The following is a 17457-nucleotide window of genomic DNA, read 5'->3' on the forward strand; positions in this document are numbered from 1 at the left end:
AGCTGCCCGAGGTATTCCCGCTGGTCGGTCAGCGGTACGCCCGGAAGAAATCTCTCAACTCCGCGGCGTACTCGTCGGGCACCTCGCGCGGCGCGAAGTGCCCGCCCCGCTCGGCGACACGGAAGCTCTCGACCGCGGCGATGCGCTCCGCCCACGCTCGCGGCGGGGCGAGCAGGTCGCCCGGGTAGAGCGTGAAGCCCGACGGCCGCTCGACCTTCCGCAGTAGATCCTCCGAGGGAATCGCCCCGTTCGCTCGGTACATCCGCATCGAAGGGCCGATGTTGTTCGTCACCCAGGTCGTCGTGAGCAAGGTCAGCACGGCATCCCGCGAGATTCCGCCCAGAACTCCTCCGCGTGCGTCGGTCCACGACTGCAGCTTCTCGACGATCCAGGCCGCGAGTCCGGCCGGCGAATCCGACAGTGCGGCGGCGATCGTGGCGGGTTTGGTGCGGTGCATGGCGGCGTACGCCCCCTCGGCCGCCGACCACGACTGCACCGCGGCGAGGAACGCGCGCTCATCGGGTGCGAGGGACGCCGGGTCCCCGGTGAAGACCGGGATGCCGACGTCCATCCGGTGCACGGCGATCACACGGTCGGAGTGGTTCAGCGCCACGAAGCGGGCGACGGCGCTGCCGATGTCGCCACCGGCGATGACGTACCGGTCATGACCGAGGGTCTGCATCAGCGAGGCGAACGCGTCGGCGACCTCCCGAGCGTCCAGGGCGGGATCGGCGGCGGGCGAGAAGCCGTACCCCGGCATCTCGGGCACGATGACTTCGAACGCGTCGCCGGGGTCGCCGCCCGACGCCGCCGGGTCGGCCAGCGTGTCGATCACGTCGGCGTATCGCCACGCCGAATCGGGCCAGCCGTGGCAGAGCAGCAGCGGGAAACGCGCACCGACGCCCTCGCGATGGATGAACCGCAGCCGTACCGAAGACGACACCTCCGCCTCGAACCACGGGAAGCGCTGGATGCCGGCGAGCGCGGCCTCGAAATCGAAGCCGTCGCACCAGTACGCGAGCAGATCCGCGAGGTACTCGGCATCCACCCCCTCCGACCATCCCGTGTCGGGCGGGGTCACGGGCGGGCGGGTGCGGGCGAGCCGCGCGCGGAGGTCGTCGATGGCGGCCGCGTCCCAGGTGGGGACCCAGGGCGAGGGGACGGGCTCGGTCATGCGGCCACCGTATCGAAGGGCTCGTAGCAGTCGAAGGTCTCGTGCTCGACGACGAGTCCGTCGCGCACGACCAGCGTCGCGGCAACGTGCGCGATGAGCGCCTGACCCGCCCGGAACGGGCCGACGTCGTGCGCGATGACTCCCGTCCACGTCGCGCGAACGGCGGCACGGTCTCCCTGCACGAGGACGTCGTGCACGTCGAAGGTCTGCGCGCGGAGGATCGCCTTGCCGCGATGGAATCCCTCGAGAGTCTGCGCGAGGTCGCGCCGCGCGCCCGAGCGGACGAGGGCGTTGGGGTGCTCGACGACGGAGACGTCGGGTGCGAGCACCTGGCGCAGATCATCCTTGGCGGATGACAGGTCGGACACGAGGGCGTAGTAGCGCCGGACGACGTCCTCGACGCAGGTGGAGAGGGCGGGATTTGAGTTCGCTCCGTTCATGGCGACATAATTGCACAACCGTGGTTGTGAATTCCAGAAGGGATGCCGATGGCTTATGGAACCGACCCGACGTCGCCCGCCGATCTCGACACGGCGACGCTGCTCTCGCTCGCCGGAACCGTCGCGAACGACGCCGTCCTGTCGGCCCTGCGCGAGAAGGGCATCGAACTCCGCCCCGCGCACGGCTACGTCTTTCAGCGCCTCCTGACGGGCGAACAGTCGATCACCGACCTGGCCGCCGACCTCGGCATGACGCAGCAGGGCGCGTCGAAGCACGTCCTCGAGCTCGAGCGACTGGGACTGGTCACGCGCATCGTCTCCCCCGACGACAGACGCGCCCGCCACGTGCGCCTCACCGACGCCGGCCGTGAGGCGATCGCCGTGGCACGCGCGGCGCGGGCGGCGTTCGAGGAACGTCTACGGCACCTGCTCGGCGGCGACGTGCTCCGCGCCACGCGCGACGCCCTCGCGACCCTCCTCGACGATGAGGGCGTCTCGGCGCAGATCGCCGGCCGCGAGATTCCGTGGAGCCGACGCGTTGGCGGGGAGTAGACGCCCTCGGCCGCGACGAGCGGAGGAGATTCGAACAGCGGAGGCGGCTCGGTCTGGCATCCATCCTCCGGTCCCCGATCTCATCCGGCCCAAGGGTCACCGGCGCGGCGGCACCAACGGCAAGGATTCTGTGCGGCCGAAGGTCGAAGTCCCTTCCGATACGTCACACCCCCGGCTAACCTGGCGGGTCCGTGCCTGTCGACACCCCGGAGAACGCACATGAACACGACCGCTCCGCTGCCTGAAAAGCTCGCCCGACGAGCACGCATCCTCGGCATCGTGACGGCACCGATCTTCGCGGCGATCGGGATCGGATTCGTGTGGCTCGGACTTGGGTTCTGGCCCATCCTCGCCGGCGGGGTGACTGTGATCGTGCTGGCTGGGCTTTTGCTCGTGTCGGCCGTGTCCGGAGCACCGGTGGTCCGTTGGATCGCAGTGGTCGTCGGCATCCTCGGGGCCGGCGCTGCGGCGAGCCTGGCCTTCACGACGCTTGCCCATGACCTCGGGCTGGCGATGACCTATGTGCTCGGCATCCTGCCGATCATCGTTCTGGCCGTGTTCGTCGTTCTCTCGGTCTCGCGTGCGCGGCAGCGCGTCCCGGCCTGAACGCTCACGGCTGCCGCCGCATCCCCGCCCACCCCTCGCCGTCGCGCGTGAACACGATCCGGTCGTGGAGCCGCGAGGGGCGGCCCTGCCAGAACTCGATCTCGCGCGGCTCGATGCGGTAGCCGCCCCAGTGCGGCGGTCGCGGTACGGGCTGGTCGTCCGCGAACCGGGCCTCCACCTCGGCCATCTGCTCCTCGAGGGCGGCTCGGGATGCCACGGCCTCCGACTGGTGACTCGCCCAGGCCGACAGCTGCGAACCGCGCGGACGCGACGCGAAGTACGCGTCGTCCCGCTCGGCCGGCAGCGGCGTCGCCGTGCCCAGGACGATCACCTGCCGCTGCAGCGCGTACCAGGGGAACAGCACCGACACCGCCGGATTCTCGGCGAGCGCGCGCCCCTTCCGCGACTGCCGGTTCGTGAAGAACCAGAGCGCACCGTCGTCGTCGATCCCGCGCAACAGAACGGTGCGCGAGGTCGGCGAGCCCGTGGCATCCACCGTCGAAAGCACCATCGCGTTCGGCTCGGGCAGATCGGCGGCATCGGCCAGCCACCGCTGGAACAGCGCGATCGGAGAGGCAGTGAGCGCGCTGTCGTCGAGCTCGGCGAGGGTGTAGTCGAGCCGGTGGGCGAGGGGGTTCTCGGTCATCGCGCGGTCCTCCGGTGGGGCTCGGGAGGCACCATCGTACGGCCGGGGGTCGTGCGGCGTCACGGACGCGTGTCACGACGGAAACGGCGCCGTGGCACCCTGAATGCATGAAACGTGCCGGCGTGATCACGCTCGTCGCCTCCGCCCTCGTCGTGGCGGGCCTGGTCGCCCTGGCGGCACCGGTCGTGTCGATGTTCGGTTCCGACGTGACACCCGCTCCGGTTGCGGCGGCCGGCCCCGCGGCGTCGGCGTCGCCCGTGCAGCAGAAGACGCCCACGGTCACCGAGCTGCCCGACTGGGCCAAAGCATCCAGCCCGTGGGTCATCTACCCCGAGGGCTTTCGGTGCCAGGGCACGGAAGGCTGCCCCAATGACTTCCGCGCGCTGATCGGCGAGCCCGGCGACATCCTGCCGCCGAACGTCCACTACTACGACCCGGCCGTGGACGACTACGACCCCGCGAATCCGGGGAAGTTCTCGGTGTTCCCCTCCCCCGCACCGGGCGCCGATCGGGGTCGGCGACCCGGGGCGAATGGCTTCGTGGTCGTTTCGGGAGCCAGCGGCAAGGTGACGTCGTACGTCGTGGGCACGGACGACACGCTCACCGAGATCGGCACCCGTTTCTCGGTCGACCCGGCCACGCTGACACTCGACGGCGAGCCCGTCTCACCCGACGAGACGCGCATCGTTCCCGGCGATGTGCTCGTCTTCCCCTGACCCCGCGGGGTCCGGATAGGGGAATACCCGCCGCCCGCCCCCGGTTGGGGAGAGCCTGCCCCGCTTCCCCCCGAAAGGACACCCGTGAGCCTGTTCAGCCCCACCACCGTCGGCGCCGTCGACGTCCGCAACCGTGTCGCCCTCGCCCCGATGACCCGCCTGCGCGCGAGCGCCGACGGCGTCCCCGGACACCTCATCGCGACCTACTACGCGCAGCGCGCGGGCATCGGGCTGCTGGTGACCGAGGGCGTGTTCCCGAGCACGGAGTCGCGCTCGTACGCGGGCCAGCCGGGCATCGTCACCGACGAGCAGGCGGCGGGTTGGGCGAAGGTGGCGGATGCCGTGCACGCCGAGGGCGGCACGGTCTTCCTGCAGCTCATGAACGGCGGGCGCGTCTCGCACACCGACATCACCGGCACCGACCGCATCGTGGCCCCTTCGGCGATCGCGATCGAGGGCGAGACCCGCCTCGCCGACGGTTCGAAGGTCGCCTACCCCGTGCCGCACGCACTCGAGACCGACGAGCTCGCGACCGTCCGCGACGAGTTCGTCGCCGCGGCTCGCAGAGCAGTGGATGCCGGCCTCGACGGTGTCGAGCTGCACTCGGCCAACGGCTACCTGCTGCACGAGTTCCTCTCCCCCGCCTCGAACCAGCGCACCGACGCCTACGGCGGCTCCCCCGAGGCCCGCGCCCGCTTCGTCATCGAGGTCGCGCAGGCCGTGGCCGCCGAGATCGGCGCCGGTCGCGTCGGCATCCGAATCTCTCCCGCCCACAACATCCAGGACGTGTGGGAGAAGGACGACGCCGAGACCCGCGCCACCTACGAGGCGCTCATCGCCGGCCTCGCGCCCCTCGGCCTGGCCTACCTCAGCGTGCTGCACCACGACCCGGCGAGCGACCTGATCCAGGACCTTCGCCGCGCCTTCGGCGGCACGTTCATCGTGAACACCGGCTTCTCGCGCGTCACCACCCGCGACGAAGCCACCCAGGCCATCGACGACGGTATCGCCGACCTCATCGCCGTCGGCCGCCCCGCGATCGCGAACCCCGACCTCGTCACGCGCTGGGAGCGCGGCGCCGACGAGAACGCCGTGGATCAGGCGTCGGTCTACGGCCCCGACGAGCGCGGATACACGGACTACCCCTTCCTCGAGGGCTGAGCGGACCGGCGGCCGCGGCGCGAGCGAGGGCGTCTGTCGGCATGGGTCGTCGTCAGTGCGTGTCGAAGATCTGCTGGTAGCGCGCGACGGCAGCGGCTGTCGCTACGCGCTCCTCCGCGCTCGGGTGGGAGGGATCGTTCGCGATCGGCAGTGCGCCGAACTTCATGAGAGCCGCCATCAGGCAGCGTCAGGTCGATGAGGAGGTTCAGCCAATACGCCGTCTCTTCGATCTGCGGGCTCCCCTGGGTCCAGATCATGCCGTCGTACTCGCCCGACGAGGCGATGCGCTGGACGTCGTTCGTGATCTTGGCGACAGCGGGGCGAGCGGGAGCGGTGGCGAGGGGGTTCAGCAGGGCCCCGATAACCATGGGCACGGCGAGTCGCCGTGGGAACGAAGGTGTCTGCGGCTGATCGGGTTGTCATGGGTGTCCCTTCGGTGGCGCGGTGCCCCTCTCCGTGCCTGGTCAGGGGCACCGCGCTGGCGCACAATCAGCTGAGCGTGGCGTCGGTCCAAGTGTTCTGGGCGCTGATACGCCGGAACACCGGGTTATCGAGATGCGCGGCGGCGATCACGATCGCCTCCCCCTTCGCCTGAGCGAAAAGGCGGGCGCGCTCGCTCGCAGGAAGGTCGCGGTCCACATCCGTCATGAAGTGGATGCCCGCGTCGATGAGCTGCCCAGGGTGCTCGATGAGGTCTCCAACGAACCAGATCTTCTCGCCCTTCGACTCGAGCTGGATCATCACGTGCCCTGGGGTGTGCCCGGGGACATGGATGGCCGTCACCCCGGCAAGTACCTCGACGTCTTCCGGCTCGTAGGTGCGAAGGATTCCCGCGCTTTCCGCCTGGTGCATGAGCACCCGTGCCGGATCATCGTCCGGGACGTCTTCGACGAGCTCGGCCCAGTCTTCGCGCCCGAAGTACGCGGTCGCGCGAGGGAAGAACGGCTGACCGTCCTTCATCAACCCGCCGACGCGGTCAAGGTGAAGGTGAGTAATGAAGACGTTCTCAATGTCCTCGGGAGCGACACCCGCTGAGCCGGCGCTCGGCGCCGGCACCTTCAGCAGCAGGATGAATGGATCTCGCGCCTGCAGTCCGCCCTCACCGAGCGAAACTCTGACCGCGATGATCACTCCGCCGCGCGGATGCATTGCGCGATTGTGCTGCAGGCCTGGGAGAAGGCCCTGCTCGCTTGCCTTGAGAAAGACGACTTCACCATCGTCGGTACGGAGCTTGCCTGGCACTCGAGCAGATGCGATCCTTCCTCGCCGAGTAGCTCAGGAGCGCAGCTGCGCTCGATCACGGTCACAAGGCCCACGCATCCGCCGCCCCGCCGCTGGTATACATTTGCTACCTGAGATCGTTGAGATATCGGGAGGCGCACGTTGTCACTGATCGCCGGCCATGGTGATTCGAATCACGAAGAGGACTGCAGTCGCAATGATGTCTACGCCGCAGCCTGCCCGTGCCGCGACATGCTGGACCTTCTGGCGAACAAGTGGACCGCCCTGGCAATCGGCGCACTCGAAGACGGCCCACTGCGGTTCGGCGAGCTGAAGCGCACGCTTGAAGGGGTGACCCCGAAGGTGCTGTCGGCGACGCTGAAGCGCCTTGAGGCTGCCTCCCTGGTCGACCGAGTGGTGTTCGCCGAGGTGCCGCTGCGGGTCGAGTACTCGCTCACCCCTCTGGGCTTGAGCGCGGCGTCCCCGCTCGCTCATCTCCGCAACTGGGTGAACGAGACCGTCACCCAGCACTGACGAGCCGGGACGCCGCGGCAATCTCAGGCGAGTCGGCCGCCGCCGTCGATGTGAAGCGTCGTCGCGGTGAGGAACGGGTTGGTCAGTGCGAGGATGACCACATCCGCGACATCCTCCGGCGAGCCGATCCGTCGCGCCGGATTCGCTGCGGCCCTGGAAGAGAAGAACTGCCTCTTTTGATCCACGCCCATCGCGTCCCATGCCCCCGAGTCAATGATGCCAGGGGACACCGCCACGACACGGACAGGTGCCAGTTCGACGGCAAGGGCATCGGCGAGACCCTCAGCAGCGCGGTTTCCGGTCGCCATCACAACCAGATCTGGGCTGGGCCGACTTGCGGCGACGCCGGAGAACAACACGATCACACCATCCGCCGGCATCATTGGCGCGAAGTGCTTCGCCAACAGGATCGGCCCGATTACCTTCGCGTCGAAGGCGCGCCGCACTCGATCGGCGTCGAGCGTCGCGAGCGGTCCATTAGCGTGATCGGCAGCTAGCGCGACAATCGCATCGACGGCTCCGAGCTCCGCTGAGGCGCGCCTGATCGACGACTCATCCGCCAGGTCGAGCGAGATGGCATGGATACCGTCGGTCACGTCGAGGTCCTCCACGTGCCTGCCCGCGACGAAGACGTCAGCACCGTCGGCGGAGGCCCGGGAGGCTATCGTGCGACCGATTCCCGACCCTCCGCCGACGATGAGGACGCGACGTCCTCGGAGCGACGTCATCGGCGGCCGATCGCGGTGATCACACCGCGGGCGACGACGTGGGGAAGGATGTTGAACGACACGAAAGCCGGCGTCGCCTCGGAGTCGAGCCCGAGCTCCGTGACACTGGCGATGTCAAGAGCCTGAACCGCGATAGCATAGTGGTCGGTCGCCCCTACGGGAGGCGCCGATCCGATGAACTGCGCTGCACGGGCGTCGTTCTGGACCGTCCATGCCTGCCCGGGCAACTCGGTAACGCCGGAAGGCAGCTCGGTCGTTTCTGCGGGGATGTCGACGACCATCCAGTGCCAGAAGCCGGACGGGGTGGGAGCCTCAGGGTCGTACACCGAGACCACGAAGCTCTTCGCGGTCTCAGGTGCCCCGCTCCAGCTGAGCTGCGGAGAACGGTCCTGCCCGCCGGGGACGCCGAACACGGCCGAGTACTGGGCGGTCGCGAACTCGCCGCCATCCTCGACGTCGGCGCTGGTCAGAGTCAGCGCGGGGACGGTGGGCAGGTGGTCATAGGGGGTGGTCATGATGTCTTCCTTCTTGTAGGTGGACCGGCACACGCGAGTGCACCGGAGTTCGGTGATAAGCGGCAGCAGGCGCGTCACTCGTCGGAGATGACGACCTTGCCGATCGCGCGCCCCGACTCGACGGCCCTATGGGCGGCGACCAAGTTCGGAGTATTGATCGGCGAGAGACGCTCGGTAGCCGTCGTCCGGACGCGTCCCTCGTCCACCAACTCGGCAACTCGGTTGAGGATGCGGTGTTGCTCGATCATGTCGGCGGTCTGGTGGAGCGATCGGGCGAACATGAACTCCCAGTGCCAGGACAGCGCCTTGCTCTTCAGGCTGACGACGTCGAGGCGGTGAGGGTCGTCGATTGCGACGATGTGCCCGAAGGGCTTGGCGATACGCACGTAGGAGGAGATAGCGCCGGGCTTGGCCGACGCGGCCGTGAAGATCCAGTCGACGCCATCCGGGGCTGCGGCAAGGACGCTCTCCGCCAGGTCTCCGGCGTGATCCACGACCTCGTCGGCTCCCAGCGATAGCACCCACTCCCGCGTCTCGGGGCGAGACGCGGTCCCGATGACTCGAACGCGAGGAGCGAGGACTTTAGCGAGCTGGATCATGATCGAGCCGACCCCGCCAGCAGCTCCGACGATCAGGAGTGTGCCGACGCTCGCATCTGTCAGTCGGAGCTTGTCGAACAGCGCCTCGTAGGCCGTGAGGGTGGTCAGCGGCAGCGCGGCAGCATCCGCCCAGGACAGAGACGCGGGCTTGCGTCCTGTGATGCGCTCGTCCACGGCCTGGTACCGCGCGTTCGAGCCCGGTCGGTCGATGGCACCGGCGTAGTAGACGTGGTCTCCTTCTTCGAACAGAGCGACCGACTCGCCCTTGGCGACCACGACACCCGCGCCGTCGTAACCCAGGACTCGAAATCCGTCGGGGTTCGCGTGCGCGCGCTGCTTCACGTCGACGGGGTTGACGCTGACGGCACGCACTTCGACGAGCAATTCGTGTGGGCCGACCTGCGGGACCGGGATCGTCTGAGAGACGAGCGCGTCAGGGGCATCGACAGGCCGGTTAGCGGTGTAGCCGATGGCCGTCATCGAGGTGGGCAGCGGTTCTTCCGTCTTTTGTTCTGAGGTCATGGCGAAATGCTCCTCCCGGGATAGTGGTTACCCGCAAGGGCATCAAGTATCTTTGAGATACCAGAAAAGCAGGGGCGAGATCAGCTTTCCCGCGTGCTCGACCAGCGGCGTGCCCCCGACAAGGCCACCCAGCAGTGACTGAGACGCTGCAGCGAACGAGCGCCGGGTCAGCGCGCCGTACCGGAGAAGAGGCGTTGGAGCGAGTTCGCCGACGCAGACCCGGGCGCGGCGTGATAGATGACCAGGACGAGACCATCGGCGCCCACGGAGAGTTTTTCCCTCATGAGGTGCAGCCTCCCGAGCTCGGGGTGGTCGATGAGAGCCGCGGCTGATCCCCCGACATGCACCTCGTGACGCGACCACAGCATGAGGAAGCGGTCGCTTCTGAGCGACAGCTCACCCACGAGCGCCTGAAAGCGTGGATCGCCATAGTCCGTTCCGATGTCCGCTCGAAGCTGCCCGACCACGGAGGCGGTGCTCGATTCCCAGTCGGGATGGTAGGAGCGGGCTGTCTCGTCCGTGAACAACGAGATAAGCCGGTTGCGCCCTACTTTCAACGACGGCTCCAAGGCTGACGCCGTGCGGTTCACCGCCAGTACGTCGCGGTAACGATTCATAACGAAGGCGGGGACATTCAAGGTCTCGAGCAGCATCGCGATTCCCTGCGGAACCAGGTCCGACGGCTGCAGGGGACGGTCCAGCTGTCGACGTCCCCTATCGCGTGCGAGCTCGTTCGCGTGAGCGCGACTCTCCCGATCCAGGAGCAAAGCGTCGCCGAGGGCGTCCAGCACTTGCTGTGAAGGATGCCTGTCTCTCCCCTGCTCGAGCCGCAGGTAGTACTCGGCGCTGATCCCAGCAAGGGTGGCGACTTCCTCACGCCGAAGCCCAGGGACGCGACGGCGCGATCCGGAGGGCAGGCCCACCTCCTCCGGTCGGACCAGCTCGCGACGAGCCCTCAAGAACTCGCCGAGCGGGTTGTCCTTCTTCATGCAATGACGATACGGCCGGAGGCCCCTCATGTACCCCGGAGCCTGACCCCGCTTCTACCAGTAATCGAAGGGCCTGGGTTGCCTCCCGCATCGGCCGCACGATGAGGTCGTGAACGACAACGAGAGGAACATGACAGTGGAACGTCGTACCTGGCTGATCACCGGCGCCAGCAGTGGCTTCGGCCGACTCATGACCGAGCAGCTCCTTCGCCGCGGGGACCGCGTAGCCGCGACCGCTCGACGCACGCAGGCCCTGGACGATCTCGCCGCCACCTACGGCGGTGCACTCTGGACCGCACACCTGGACGTCACCGACACCGATGAGCTCCGGGCCGTCGTCGAGCGTGCATTCGCGGAGCTCGGGCGCATCGACGTGATCGTCAGCAATGCCGGCTATGGCCTCTTCGGCGCGGCGGAGGAGCTTTCCGACGAGCAGATCCAGGCTCAGCTTGCGACCAACCTCGTCGCTCCGATCCAGCTGCTGCGCGCCGCGGTGCCGCACCTGCGCGAGCAGAAGGGCGGGCGCATCATCCAGGTGTCGACCTACGGTGGCCAGGCGACCAACCCCGGGGCTTCCCTGTACCACGCCAGCAAGTGGGGCGTGGAAGGCTTCATGGAGGGCAACGCGCGCGACCTCGCTCCGTTCGGCATCGGCGTGACGATCGTCGAGCCCGGGAGCGCCGCGACCGGCTTCCGTGTCGATAGCTCGCAGCTTCCGACGCCCCTGGCGGCGTATGACGGCACACCCGCCGCCATGAGCCGCGGGATCCAGAACCCCGCGCTGCCCTCGATCAGCGATCCCGAAAAGGTCGCAGCCGCGATCATCGCCTCGGTCGACGTAACTCCGGCGCCGCTCCGCCTGGTGACCGGAAGCGACTCGCAGAAGTACATCCGAGATGCTCTCGCCGAGCGCCTGGCAGACATCGACTCCCAGAAGACGAGCGCCGCGTCGACCGACCTGGCCAGCGCATGACTTCCCTCGAATCCGACTCACCCCGCGTCGCCGTCGTCACCGGCGGCACGCAGGGCATCGGATTCGCCATCGCGGCCTCACTCGCGCGACGCGGACACACCGTGGCCATGCTCGGACGCTCTGTGGATACCGGGCATGCTGCTGCCGAGCGGCTGGGTCCCGGACACCGATTCTTCCCGTGCGATGTCGGCGACGAACAACAAATCATCGACGCGTTCGAAGCCATCGAGCGAGAACTTGGTCGCGCGCACGTCCTGGTGAACAACGCGGGCGTGGGACGAGCTGCCTCAATCGACGATCTCACGAGCGAGGATTGGGACTGGCTCATGTCCGTCGATCTCAAGGCGGCCTGGCTGTGTACCCGGGCCGCTCTTCCCGCCCTGCGCGCCGGCGGTGGCTCAGTGGTCAATATCGCGTCCATTCATGCCCATCTGACAAGGAAGGGATTGTTTCCCTACGCCGCTGCCAAATCGGGGATGCTGGGTCTCACGCGATCAATGGCACTAGAACTGGCGAGCGACGGCATCCGAGTCAATGCCGTCTGCCCGGGCTACGTGCGCACCCCTCCCATGGTCGCGCAGTACCAGGAACGCCCCGACCCTCAAGCGGCCTGGGAGCATCTGCAGGACGTGCAGCCACTCGGGCGCGTCGGCGAGCCGGAGGAGATCGCCGCCGTGGTCGCCTTCCTGGCATCCCCAGAGGCAAGCTTCGTGACCGGCGCCTCGTGGGACGTCGATGGCGGGTTGGGGGCACGCTTTGCCACCTGAGAGGCGGGAGCTTCGCCTCGTGGAATACAGCTGGACGAGAGATCGTGAGCCAGCCATCCGTGCGGCGTACCCGAGACATCGAGCCCATGTGGATACCCTCCAGGGCCTCTGGATGATCGGACTGGTCAACACCGGGGTCGAGACCGACGATTCACACGTCACGCGCGCCATGGCCGTTTTCGTCGATGATCGATCAGCATCGGAGTTCGTGACGAACGACCCCCTCTTTCGAGAAGGGCTGGTCTCCGCGCCGATAGTGAGCGAGTGGCATCCCCTTGACTACGGTTCGGTGGGGAGCGCTCACTCCGTGGGCTCCAGCGCGATGGGGAGATTGGATCGGAACCCCGTGTAGTACCGATCTCGGCATCACGTCACGGGGTTCCCCGCGGCGAACACGCCCCGCGGGTCCCAGTGCTCCTTCAGGGCGCGCAACCGCTCGAGAGCCGAGTCGAAACCGGCCGCGCGATCCATGCCGCCGTCGAGGAACGTGAGCGCCAGCGCCTCGCCGGTCCACGGCTCGAACGCGTCGACGAAGGCGCTCACGGCCCCGTGAGCGGGCACCGCCGCCTCGGGCACCGGAACCACCGCGATCCCGTGCACGATGTACTCGCCCGCGACCGCCGAGACCGCCCCGCCGCCCGGCACGGGCCGCGCGATCGCGCCGCCGATGTGCCGCAGTTCGGCGACGAACAGCCCCGGATCGGTGGATGCCGAGACGAAGGCCGCGACCGCTTCGGCGGGCAGCGCGTCGAGGACGCGGTGGCGGGTCGCCGCGGGCGTCGGCTGCGGCGGGTCCATGTGCATGTGCACCACCGCGGCCGATGGGATGCGGGTGAACGTATCGATCTCGGGGCCGAGCTCGCGCAAGGGCCGCAGCAGTTCTGCCGCCCGCTCGTCCGACTCCAGCACCGCCCCGTCGACCACGACGATCGAGCGTCCCGACAGGAACGGCGGCAGCTCGGGCAGCGGCGGCAGGTGCAGCACTCGCAGCGAGGAGGTGACGGATTCCGGCACGGATGCCGTCCACTCCGCCCACGCCTGACTGACGGCCGCGGTGTGCGTGGCATCCCACAACAGCATCCCGGCGAACACGTCGGCGTAGGGCAGCAGCTCGATCTCGAGCGAGACGACGATGCCGAAGGCACCCGAGCCGCCACGGACCGCCCAGAACAGGTCGGGGTTCTGGTGTGCGCTCGCGCGGACCAGCGAGCCATCGGCGGTCACGATCTGCACGGATCGCACCGCGTTGACGGCGAGGCCGTGCGTGCGGGCGTAGAACGAGATGCCGCCGTTGAGCGAGTAGCCCGCGACCGAGACGTCGCCGGCGCTGCCGTGCAGGGCGGTCAGGCCGTGCGGCGCGGCGGCCTCGATGACGTCGTTCCAGTGCGAACCGCCGAGCACGATGGCTGCCTGAGCCTCGGGGTGGACGGTAACGCCGCGAAGGCGGGTGAGGCGCACGAGCACGGCATCCGAGAGGTCGGTGTCGGCGAGCGCGGCGGCTCCGTGTCCGGTCGACTGGGGCGCGACGCGCAGGCCTGCGGCGGTGGCGGCGCGAACGGCCGTGACGACCTCTTCGGCGGATTCGGGGATGACGACCGCGAACGGGCGCTGGTCGATGGCGACGTTCCACGGCGTACGGACGACGTCGTAGTCGGGGTCGCCGGCGAGGATGACGCGTGAGCCGAGCGCGTCGCGGAGTTTCGCGGCACGTTCGTCGAGGGTGGCTTCGGTGAGGGATGACATGGTGGTTACCGTTCTTCTCGGGTGGGTGACGCCATGACTCTGCTCCTCTTGTTCGGCGGCATCCATCCCAGACGAGAGGGGATTTTCGGCCCCCCAGAATCCTGGGATGGTGGCGACACGCCCGGGAGGAGCACACTGGTGCCATGGTCACCGCCTTGGCCGCCGGACGCGCGCGCAGCGACATCGATGTGCTGTCGCGCGCCGGCCTTCCGCTGGCGGAGTTCATGGCGGAATCCGCCGGCGCATTGATGGCCGTCGTGCCCTTCATCGCGGGCTGTTTCTCGAGCACGGATCCGGCGACCTCGATGATCTCCAGCACCCAGAAGCTCGGCGATCTGTACGGCAAGAACGACGCCGATGTCGACTGGGCGCGCATCGAGTACGGCGGTGAACCCGACCCCACCCATTACGACGCGATCGCGTCAGCGGGGCGCGTCGCCGTCGGCATCCACGCGACCACCGGAGGCCAGGTCGAGCGCATCGAGCGCATGGCCGACCTGGTGCTCCCCCGGTTCGGCTACGTCGACGAGGCGCGGGTGGTGTTCGCCGATCGCTCCGGCGTCTGGGCGACCCTGTCGGTCCTCCGCGGCAGCGACGACGCCGTGTTCGACGCGCAAGAACTGGCGTTCCTGGCGAGTGTTGCGCCGGCCCTGACGCGTGGCGTCCGCACCGGTCTGCTCTCGCAGCTGGCCCGCCGTGAGACTATGCAGCCGTCGGGCCCGGCCGTACTGATCATCGACTCGGCCGATCGCGTCGTGCAGTCGAGCCCCGGCGCGCAAGAACGCCTGGCGCAACTCTCGGCACCGGGAGCCGACCCCCTCACCTACATCCAGGCGCTCGTGAGCGGCGCGCGCCGCTTCGCCGCGGGAGACCTGCCCCGGATGCCACGCACCCGCACCCGTACGGCCGACGGCGTCTGGCTGGTTCTGCATGCCGCACCCCTCGGCGGCCTCGGCGATCGGGCCGGCGACGTGGTCGTGACGATCGAAGAGGCCCGGCCGCAGGAGGTGATCGACATCGTCGCCGCCGCGTTCGCGTTGACGCTCCGCGAGCGCGAGGTGGTCGGGGCAGTCCTGCGCGGCGCCGACACGAAAGAGATCGCAGCATCCATGCACGTGTCGCCGTACACGGTGCAGGACCACCTCAAGTCGATCTTCGACAAGGCCGGCGTCACCAGCCGCCGCGAACTCGTGGCGCGCGTGTACTTCGACCAGTACATCCCCCGAGTCGGGTCGGACCTCGCGGCGGACGGGTGGTACGCGGGGGCATGAGGTCTGGCCCCGTGCACACCTCGAGGGGGTCGGGGCGAGAATCGTACCCTCGACGGACGAGGCCTAACCGTCACTCGCCCGCCGGTAGCGCTGCACGGTGACCCCGGAGCGGAACTCCCGCCGCTCGACGAGCTCGAGGTTCAGCTCTACGCCGTCGAGCAACCTCGGCCCGCGCCCCGCGATCACCGGATGCACGACGAACGTGTACTCGTCGATGAGCCCCGCCGCGGCGAGCGCCACCGGCAGCCGAACCCCGCCGAGCGAGATTCCCCGCCCCGACTGCGCCTTGAGCCTCTCCACCGCGGCCACGAGCTCGCCGTCGAGGAGTTCGGCGTTCCAATCCACGGCGTCGAGTGAACTGGATGCCACCATTTTCGGCATCCGGTCGATGACCTCGGCGAACGGCACGTCGTCGTCGCCCATCCAGTCGGGCCACGCGCCCGATTCCGGCCGTCGCCACGCGGCGCGCATCATCTCGAATGTGACGCGCCCGTAGAGCAGCGTGTCGGAGCGGCGCAGCTCGTCGGTCCAGAACGCCATCGACTCGGCATCCGGCGGGAGGCCCGCCTCGTGGTGGACGCACCCGTCGAGGGTGACATTGATGCCGTAGCGCAGGGGTTGGGTCACGGTGGTCTCCTTCGGCCCGAGCGGTGATGGGCTCAGGGTAGCCCCGGATGCCGTCGCCCCCGCGAGTTCACGGAACGGGGAGCAGCCCCCGCCCGGCGAAGATCTTCTTCTGCTCGGCGGTGAGCCCGACCTTCAGCGAAGCTGCCACACGAGCGGGGTAGGAGTTGGGGCGCGCGCCCAGTCAACGTCGGTGCGCGCCCACGACGCGCTCCTCTTCGGCGGCGCGTCCTTCGCTTCGCGTACGAGTGTCCTTCGATTCGGGGCCACTGAAACCATCCCGCGGGTCATCGAGTTGACTTGTCTCATGAGCCAGGTCCTCCGACGAACGCGCACCTCCGTGGGAGCAGTCGCTAGCCGGGTCGTCCCGGCCGCTCAGCCGTCATGGGAACCGCTCGCAAAGCAAGCGATCGTGGCGACGCTCATCGTCATCGCCGCGGTCGGAAGCGCCGCACTGCCGTGGCTGCTCGTCACGGACCCTGTCCGGATGTGGCAGGGTGCGGGGGTCGCCGTCGCGCTCCTCCTGGTTTCCGCGCTCATGACGCGCTGGCCGCTGCTGCGCCGGGCGGAAATCGTCCTTCCGATCGGCGACTTTTTCGCTATCGGGCTGTTGCGGTTCGGAACGGGCGATACCCAGTCGGTTTTCTTGGCCATCATTGTGCTTCCCGTCATCTGGATCGCCGCCGGACGTGAGCGATGGCGCATCGCCCTCCCCCTGGTCGGCGTCTGCGTGACCCTGCTGCTACCGCTGGCGTTCTCCCCTGAGCGCGACATGACGGCGAGCGAGCTCGTCCGTCTTCTGATCGCCGTCATGGTGTATGCCGCTGCTGGCGCGGTGGTCAATGAATTGTCGCGACGCTCCCTTGACCGGCTATCCCTCTCTCAACGCCACCGCCGCCTCGCCGAGGCCGAAGTGTCGGAAGCCGCCGTCGTGCAACGGTCGCTCCAACCCGGAGACGCCTCCGACCTGCCGGATGTGTTTCGTATCGCGGGCGCCTGCGTGCCGGCGCGCACTGTGGGCGGGGACTTCTTCGACTGGTACATGACGCCTGACGGCGGAGCAGCCATCACCCTCGGCGACGTCATGGGCAAGGGAGTCGGCGCCGGCATGATCGCCGCCGCCGTGCGCACGGTCATCCGCAGCTGCGTCGACGACCCCGACCCCGCAGCTGCCCTTCGGCGCACCTCGCAGGGCCTCGACACCGACTCCGGCACCGCGCTCGGCGCCCAGTTCACGACGTGTTTCCACGCGCGGATCACCGACGAGGGAATCGTCCGATGGACGGATGCCGGTCACGGACTGACCGTTATCCGCTCCGCAACCGGACGCATCGAGTTCCTCCAATCCGGCCACCTGCCGATCGGCATCGGAACCGAGTGGACGAGTAAGCAGGCCGTCCTTCAGCCCGGCGACAGTCTCGTCAGCGTCAGCGACGGCGTGCTCGACCTCTTCGGCGGCTCAGTTGACTCCATCGAGCGGTACACGAGCTTTCTCGAGCAGCAGGACGATATCGAAGCCATCGTCGACACGCTCGTGCGCCGAGCCCTCGAGAGCGAGCACGAAGACGACGTGACGGTGCTCGCCGTCACGTTCTCCCCCACCTGGCTCGCCTGATCTGCCACTCGGTGAGCCGTTCGGCGATGACGGACCAGCCGCCGCACGCGTGGACCTGGGT

The 17457-nt window shown here is 68.5% G+C and carries 19 protein-coding genes; 9 read left to right on the plus strand and 10 right to left on the minus strand.

Annotation, left to right across the window (positions count from 1 at the left end):
• Positions 1 to 28: 28 nt before the first annotated feature.
• Positions 29 to 1174, minus strand: a complete 1146-nt coding sequence (locus AC3WLZ_RS16750; protein ID WP_492470846.1) for an epoxide hydrolase family protein — start codon at positions 1172 to 1174, stop codon at positions 29 to 31.
• The gene (locus tag AC3WLZ_RS16755; protein WP_492470847.1) at positions 1171 to 1614 is read right to left on the minus strand and encodes a nuclear transport factor 2 family protein; all 444 of its coding nucleotides are present in this window, start codon (positions 1612 to 1614) and stop codon (positions 1171 to 1173) included. The genes AC3WLZ_RS16750 and AC3WLZ_RS16755 overlap by 4 nt, the downstream gene beginning before the upstream one ends.
• Before the next feature lie 48 nt (positions 1615 to 1662).
• Between AC3WLZ_RS16755 and AC3WLZ_RS16760 the strand changes: the two genes are divergently transcribed.
• Complete coding sequence (locus AC3WLZ_RS16760; protein ID WP_492470848.1) at positions 1663 to 2166, plus strand: MarR family winged helix-turn-helix transcriptional regulator; 504 nt, start codon at positions 1663 to 1665, stop codon at positions 2164 to 2166.
• 219 nt (positions 2167 to 2385) lie between these two features.
• Positions 2386 to 2772, plus strand: a complete 387-nt coding sequence (locus tag AC3WLZ_RS16765; protein ID WP_492470849.1) for a hypothetical protein — start codon at positions 2386 to 2388, stop codon at positions 2770 to 2772.
• Positions 2773 to 2776: 4 nt separating this feature from the next.
• Here the strand turns inward: AC3WLZ_RS16765 and pdxH are convergent, their stop codons facing one another.
• Positions 2777 to 3418 carry a pyridoxamine 5'-phosphate oxidase gene (pdxH, locus tag AC3WLZ_RS16770; RefSeq protein ID WP_492470850.1) on the minus strand — a complete coding sequence of 214 codons (642 nt, stop codon included), beginning with the start codon at positions 3416 to 3418 and terminating at the stop codon, positions 2777 to 2779.
• Between the two features lie 107 nt (positions 3419 to 3525).
• Between pdxH and AC3WLZ_RS16775 the strand changes: the two genes are divergently transcribed.
• The gene (locus AC3WLZ_RS16775; protein WP_492470851.1) at positions 3526 to 4134 is read left to right on the plus strand and encodes a hypothetical protein; all 609 of its coding nucleotides are present in this window, start codon (positions 3526 to 3528) and stop codon (positions 4132 to 4134) included.
• Between the two features lie 84 nt (positions 4135 to 4218).
• On the plus strand, positions 4219 to 5295 hold the full coding sequence (locus tag AC3WLZ_RS16780) for an alkene reductase (RefSeq protein WP_492470852.1): 1077 nt from the start codon (positions 4219 to 4221) through the stop codon (positions 5293 to 5295).
• 489 nt (positions 5296 to 5784) lie between these two features.
• On the opposite strand, the gene AC3WLZ_RS16785 is transcribed toward AC3WLZ_RS16780, so the two are convergent.
• Positions 5785 to 6444: an MBL fold metallo-hydrolase gene (locus tag AC3WLZ_RS16785; RefSeq protein ID WP_412926060.1), complete on the minus strand. Its 660-nt coding sequence runs from the start codon at positions 6442 to 6444 to the stop codon at positions 5785 to 5787.
• A 324-nt stretch (positions 6445 to 6768) separates the two neighbouring features.
• Between AC3WLZ_RS16785 and AC3WLZ_RS16790 the strand changes: the two genes are divergently transcribed.
• On the plus strand, positions 6769 to 7050 hold the full coding sequence (locus AC3WLZ_RS16790; protein WP_412926061.1) for a winged helix-turn-helix transcriptional regulator: 282 nt from the start codon (positions 6769 to 6771) through the stop codon (positions 7048 to 7050).
• Between the two features lie 23 nt (positions 7051 to 7073).
• On the opposite strand, the gene AC3WLZ_RS16795 is transcribed toward AC3WLZ_RS16790, so the two are convergent.
• From AC3WLZ_RS16795 to AC3WLZ_RS16810, 4 genes are all read right to left on the minus strand, one after another.
• Entirely contained in the window at positions 7074 to 7778 is a 705-nt protein-coding gene (locus tag AC3WLZ_RS16795) for an SDR family oxidoreductase (RefSeq protein WP_412926062.1), read from the minus strand.
• Positions 7775 to 8293: a YbhB/YbcL family Raf kinase inhibitor-like protein gene (locus tag AC3WLZ_RS16800; protein ID WP_412926063.1), complete on the minus strand. Its 519-nt coding sequence runs from the start codon at positions 8291 to 8293 to the stop codon at positions 7775 to 7777. The genes AC3WLZ_RS16795 and AC3WLZ_RS16800 overlap by 4 nt, the downstream gene beginning before the upstream one ends.
• Before the next feature lie 74 nt (positions 8294 to 8367).
• Positions 8368 to 9414 carry a zinc-binding alcohol dehydrogenase family protein gene (locus tag AC3WLZ_RS16805; protein ID WP_492470853.1) on the minus strand — a complete coding sequence of 349 codons (1047 nt, stop codon included), beginning with the start codon at positions 9412 to 9414 and terminating at the stop codon, positions 8368 to 8370.
• A gap of 167 nt (positions 9415 to 9581) precedes the next feature.
• Complete coding sequence (locus tag AC3WLZ_RS16810; RefSeq protein ID WP_412926065.1) at positions 9582 to 10403, minus strand: helix-turn-helix transcriptional regulator; 822 nt, start codon at positions 10401 to 10403, stop codon at positions 9582 to 9584.
• 130 nt (positions 10404 to 10533) lie between these two features.
• On the opposite strand from AC3WLZ_RS16810, the gene AC3WLZ_RS16815 reads away from it, so the two are divergent.
• Positions 10534 to 11376, plus strand: coding sequence for an SDR family oxidoreductase (locus tag AC3WLZ_RS16815; RefSeq protein ID WP_412926066.1), 843 nt, complete (start codon positions 10534 to 10536; stop codon positions 11374 to 11376).
• Entirely contained in the window at positions 11373 to 12143 is a 771-nt protein-coding gene (locus tag AC3WLZ_RS16820; RefSeq protein ID WP_412926067.1) for an SDR family NAD(P)-dependent oxidoreductase, read from the plus strand. The genes AC3WLZ_RS16815 and AC3WLZ_RS16820 overlap by 4 nt, the downstream gene beginning before the upstream one ends.
• A gap of 366 nt (positions 12144 to 12509) precedes the next feature.
• Here the strand turns inward: AC3WLZ_RS16820 and AC3WLZ_RS16825 are convergent, their stop codons facing one another.
• Positions 12510 to 13886, minus strand: coding sequence for an FAD-binding oxidoreductase (locus AC3WLZ_RS16825; RefSeq protein WP_492470854.1), 1377 nt, complete (start codon positions 13884 to 13886; stop codon positions 12510 to 12512).
• 143 nt (positions 13887 to 14029) lie between these two features.
• On the opposite strand from AC3WLZ_RS16825, the gene AC3WLZ_RS16830 reads away from it, so the two are divergent.
• Positions 14030 to 15157 carry a helix-turn-helix transcriptional regulator gene (locus AC3WLZ_RS16830; RefSeq protein ID WP_492470855.1) on the plus strand — a complete coding sequence of 376 codons (1128 nt, stop codon included), beginning with the start codon at positions 14030 to 14032 and terminating at the stop codon, positions 15155 to 15157.
• A gap of 63 nt (positions 15158 to 15220) precedes the next feature.
• Here AC3WLZ_RS16830 and AC3WLZ_RS16835 read toward each other — a convergent pair whose 3' ends face one another.
• On the minus strand, positions 15221 to 15784 hold the full coding sequence (locus AC3WLZ_RS16835; protein WP_492470856.1) for a dihydrofolate reductase family protein: 564 nt from the start codon (positions 15782 to 15784) through the stop codon (positions 15221 to 15223).
• 409 nt (positions 15785 to 16193) lie between these two features.
• On the opposite strand from AC3WLZ_RS16835, the gene AC3WLZ_RS16840 reads away from it, so the two are divergent.
• Positions 16194 to 17396, plus strand: a complete 1203-nt coding sequence (locus AC3WLZ_RS16840; RefSeq protein WP_492470857.1) for a PP2C family protein-serine/threonine phosphatase — start codon at positions 16194 to 16196, stop codon at positions 17394 to 17396.
• Positions 17397 to 17457: the final 61 nt, after the last annotated feature.

The organism is Microbacterium sp. FW305-3-2-15-F-LB2 (genome assembly GCF_058787255.1).

What these genes read in the sequence shown, in the direction of transcription:
- AC3WLZ_RS16750 (WP_492470846.1), bottom strand. Translation starts at nt 1,174, where the DNA reads ATGACCGAGCCCGTCCCCTCGCCCTGGGTCCCCACCTGGGACGCGGCC.
- AC3WLZ_RS16755 (WP_492470847.1), bottom strand. Translation starts at nt 1,614, where the DNA reads ATGAACGGAGCGAACTCAAATCCCGCCCTCTCCACCTGCGTCGAGGAC.
- AC3WLZ_RS16760 (WP_492470848.1), top strand. Translation starts at nt 1,663, where the DNA reads ATGGCTTATGGAACCGACCCGACGTCGCCCGCCGATCTCGACACGGCG.
- AC3WLZ_RS16765 (WP_492470849.1), top strand. Translation starts at nt 2,386, where the DNA reads ATGAACACGACCGCTCCGCTGCCTGAAAAGCTCGCCCGACGAGCACGC.
- pdxH (WP_492470850.1), bottom strand. Translation starts at nt 3,418, where the DNA reads ATGACCGAGAACCCCCTCGCCCACCGGCTCGACTACACCCTCGCCGAG.
- AC3WLZ_RS16775 (WP_492470851.1), top strand. Translation starts at nt 3,526, where the DNA reads ATGAAACGTGCCGGCGTGATCACGCTCGTCGCCTCCGCCCTCGTCGTG.
- AC3WLZ_RS16785 (WP_412926060.1), bottom strand. Translation starts at nt 6,444, where the DNA reads ATGCATCCGCGCGGCGGAGTGATCATCGCGGTCAGAGTTTCGCTCGGT.
- AC3WLZ_RS16790 (WP_412926061.1), top strand. Translation starts at nt 6,769, where the DNA reads ATGCTGGACCTTCTGGCGAACAAGTGGACCGCCCTGGCAATCGGCGCA.
- AC3WLZ_RS16795 (WP_412926062.1), bottom strand. Translation starts at nt 7,778, where the DNA reads ATGACGTCGCTCCGAGGACGTCGCGTCCTCATCGTCGGCGGAGGGTCG.
- AC3WLZ_RS16800 (WP_412926063.1), bottom strand. Translation starts at nt 8,293, where the DNA reads ATGACCACCCCCTATGACCACCTGCCCACCGTCCCCGCGCTGACTCTG.
- AC3WLZ_RS16805 (WP_492470853.1), bottom strand. Translation starts at nt 9,414, where the DNA reads ATGACCTCAGAACAAAAGACGGAAGAACCGCTGCCCACCTCGATGACG.
- AC3WLZ_RS16810 (WP_412926065.1), bottom strand. Translation starts at nt 10,403, where the DNA reads ATGAAGAAGGACAACCCGCTCGGCGAGTTCTTGAGGGCTCGTCGCGAG.
- AC3WLZ_RS16815 (WP_412926066.1), top strand. Translation starts at nt 10,534, where the DNA reads ATGACAGTGGAACGTCGTACCTGGCTGATCACCGGCGCCAGCAGTGGC.
- AC3WLZ_RS16820 (WP_412926067.1), top strand. Translation starts at nt 11,373, where the DNA reads ATGACTTCCCTCGAATCCGACTCACCCCGCGTCGCCGTCGTCACCGGC.
- AC3WLZ_RS16825 (WP_492470854.1), bottom strand. Translation starts at nt 13,886, where the DNA reads ATGTCATCCCTCACCGAAGCCACCCTCGACGAACGTGCCGCGAAACTC.
- AC3WLZ_RS16830 (WP_492470855.1), top strand. Translation starts at nt 14,030, where the DNA reads ATGGTCACCGCCTTGGCCGCCGGACGCGCGCGCAGCGACATCGATGTG.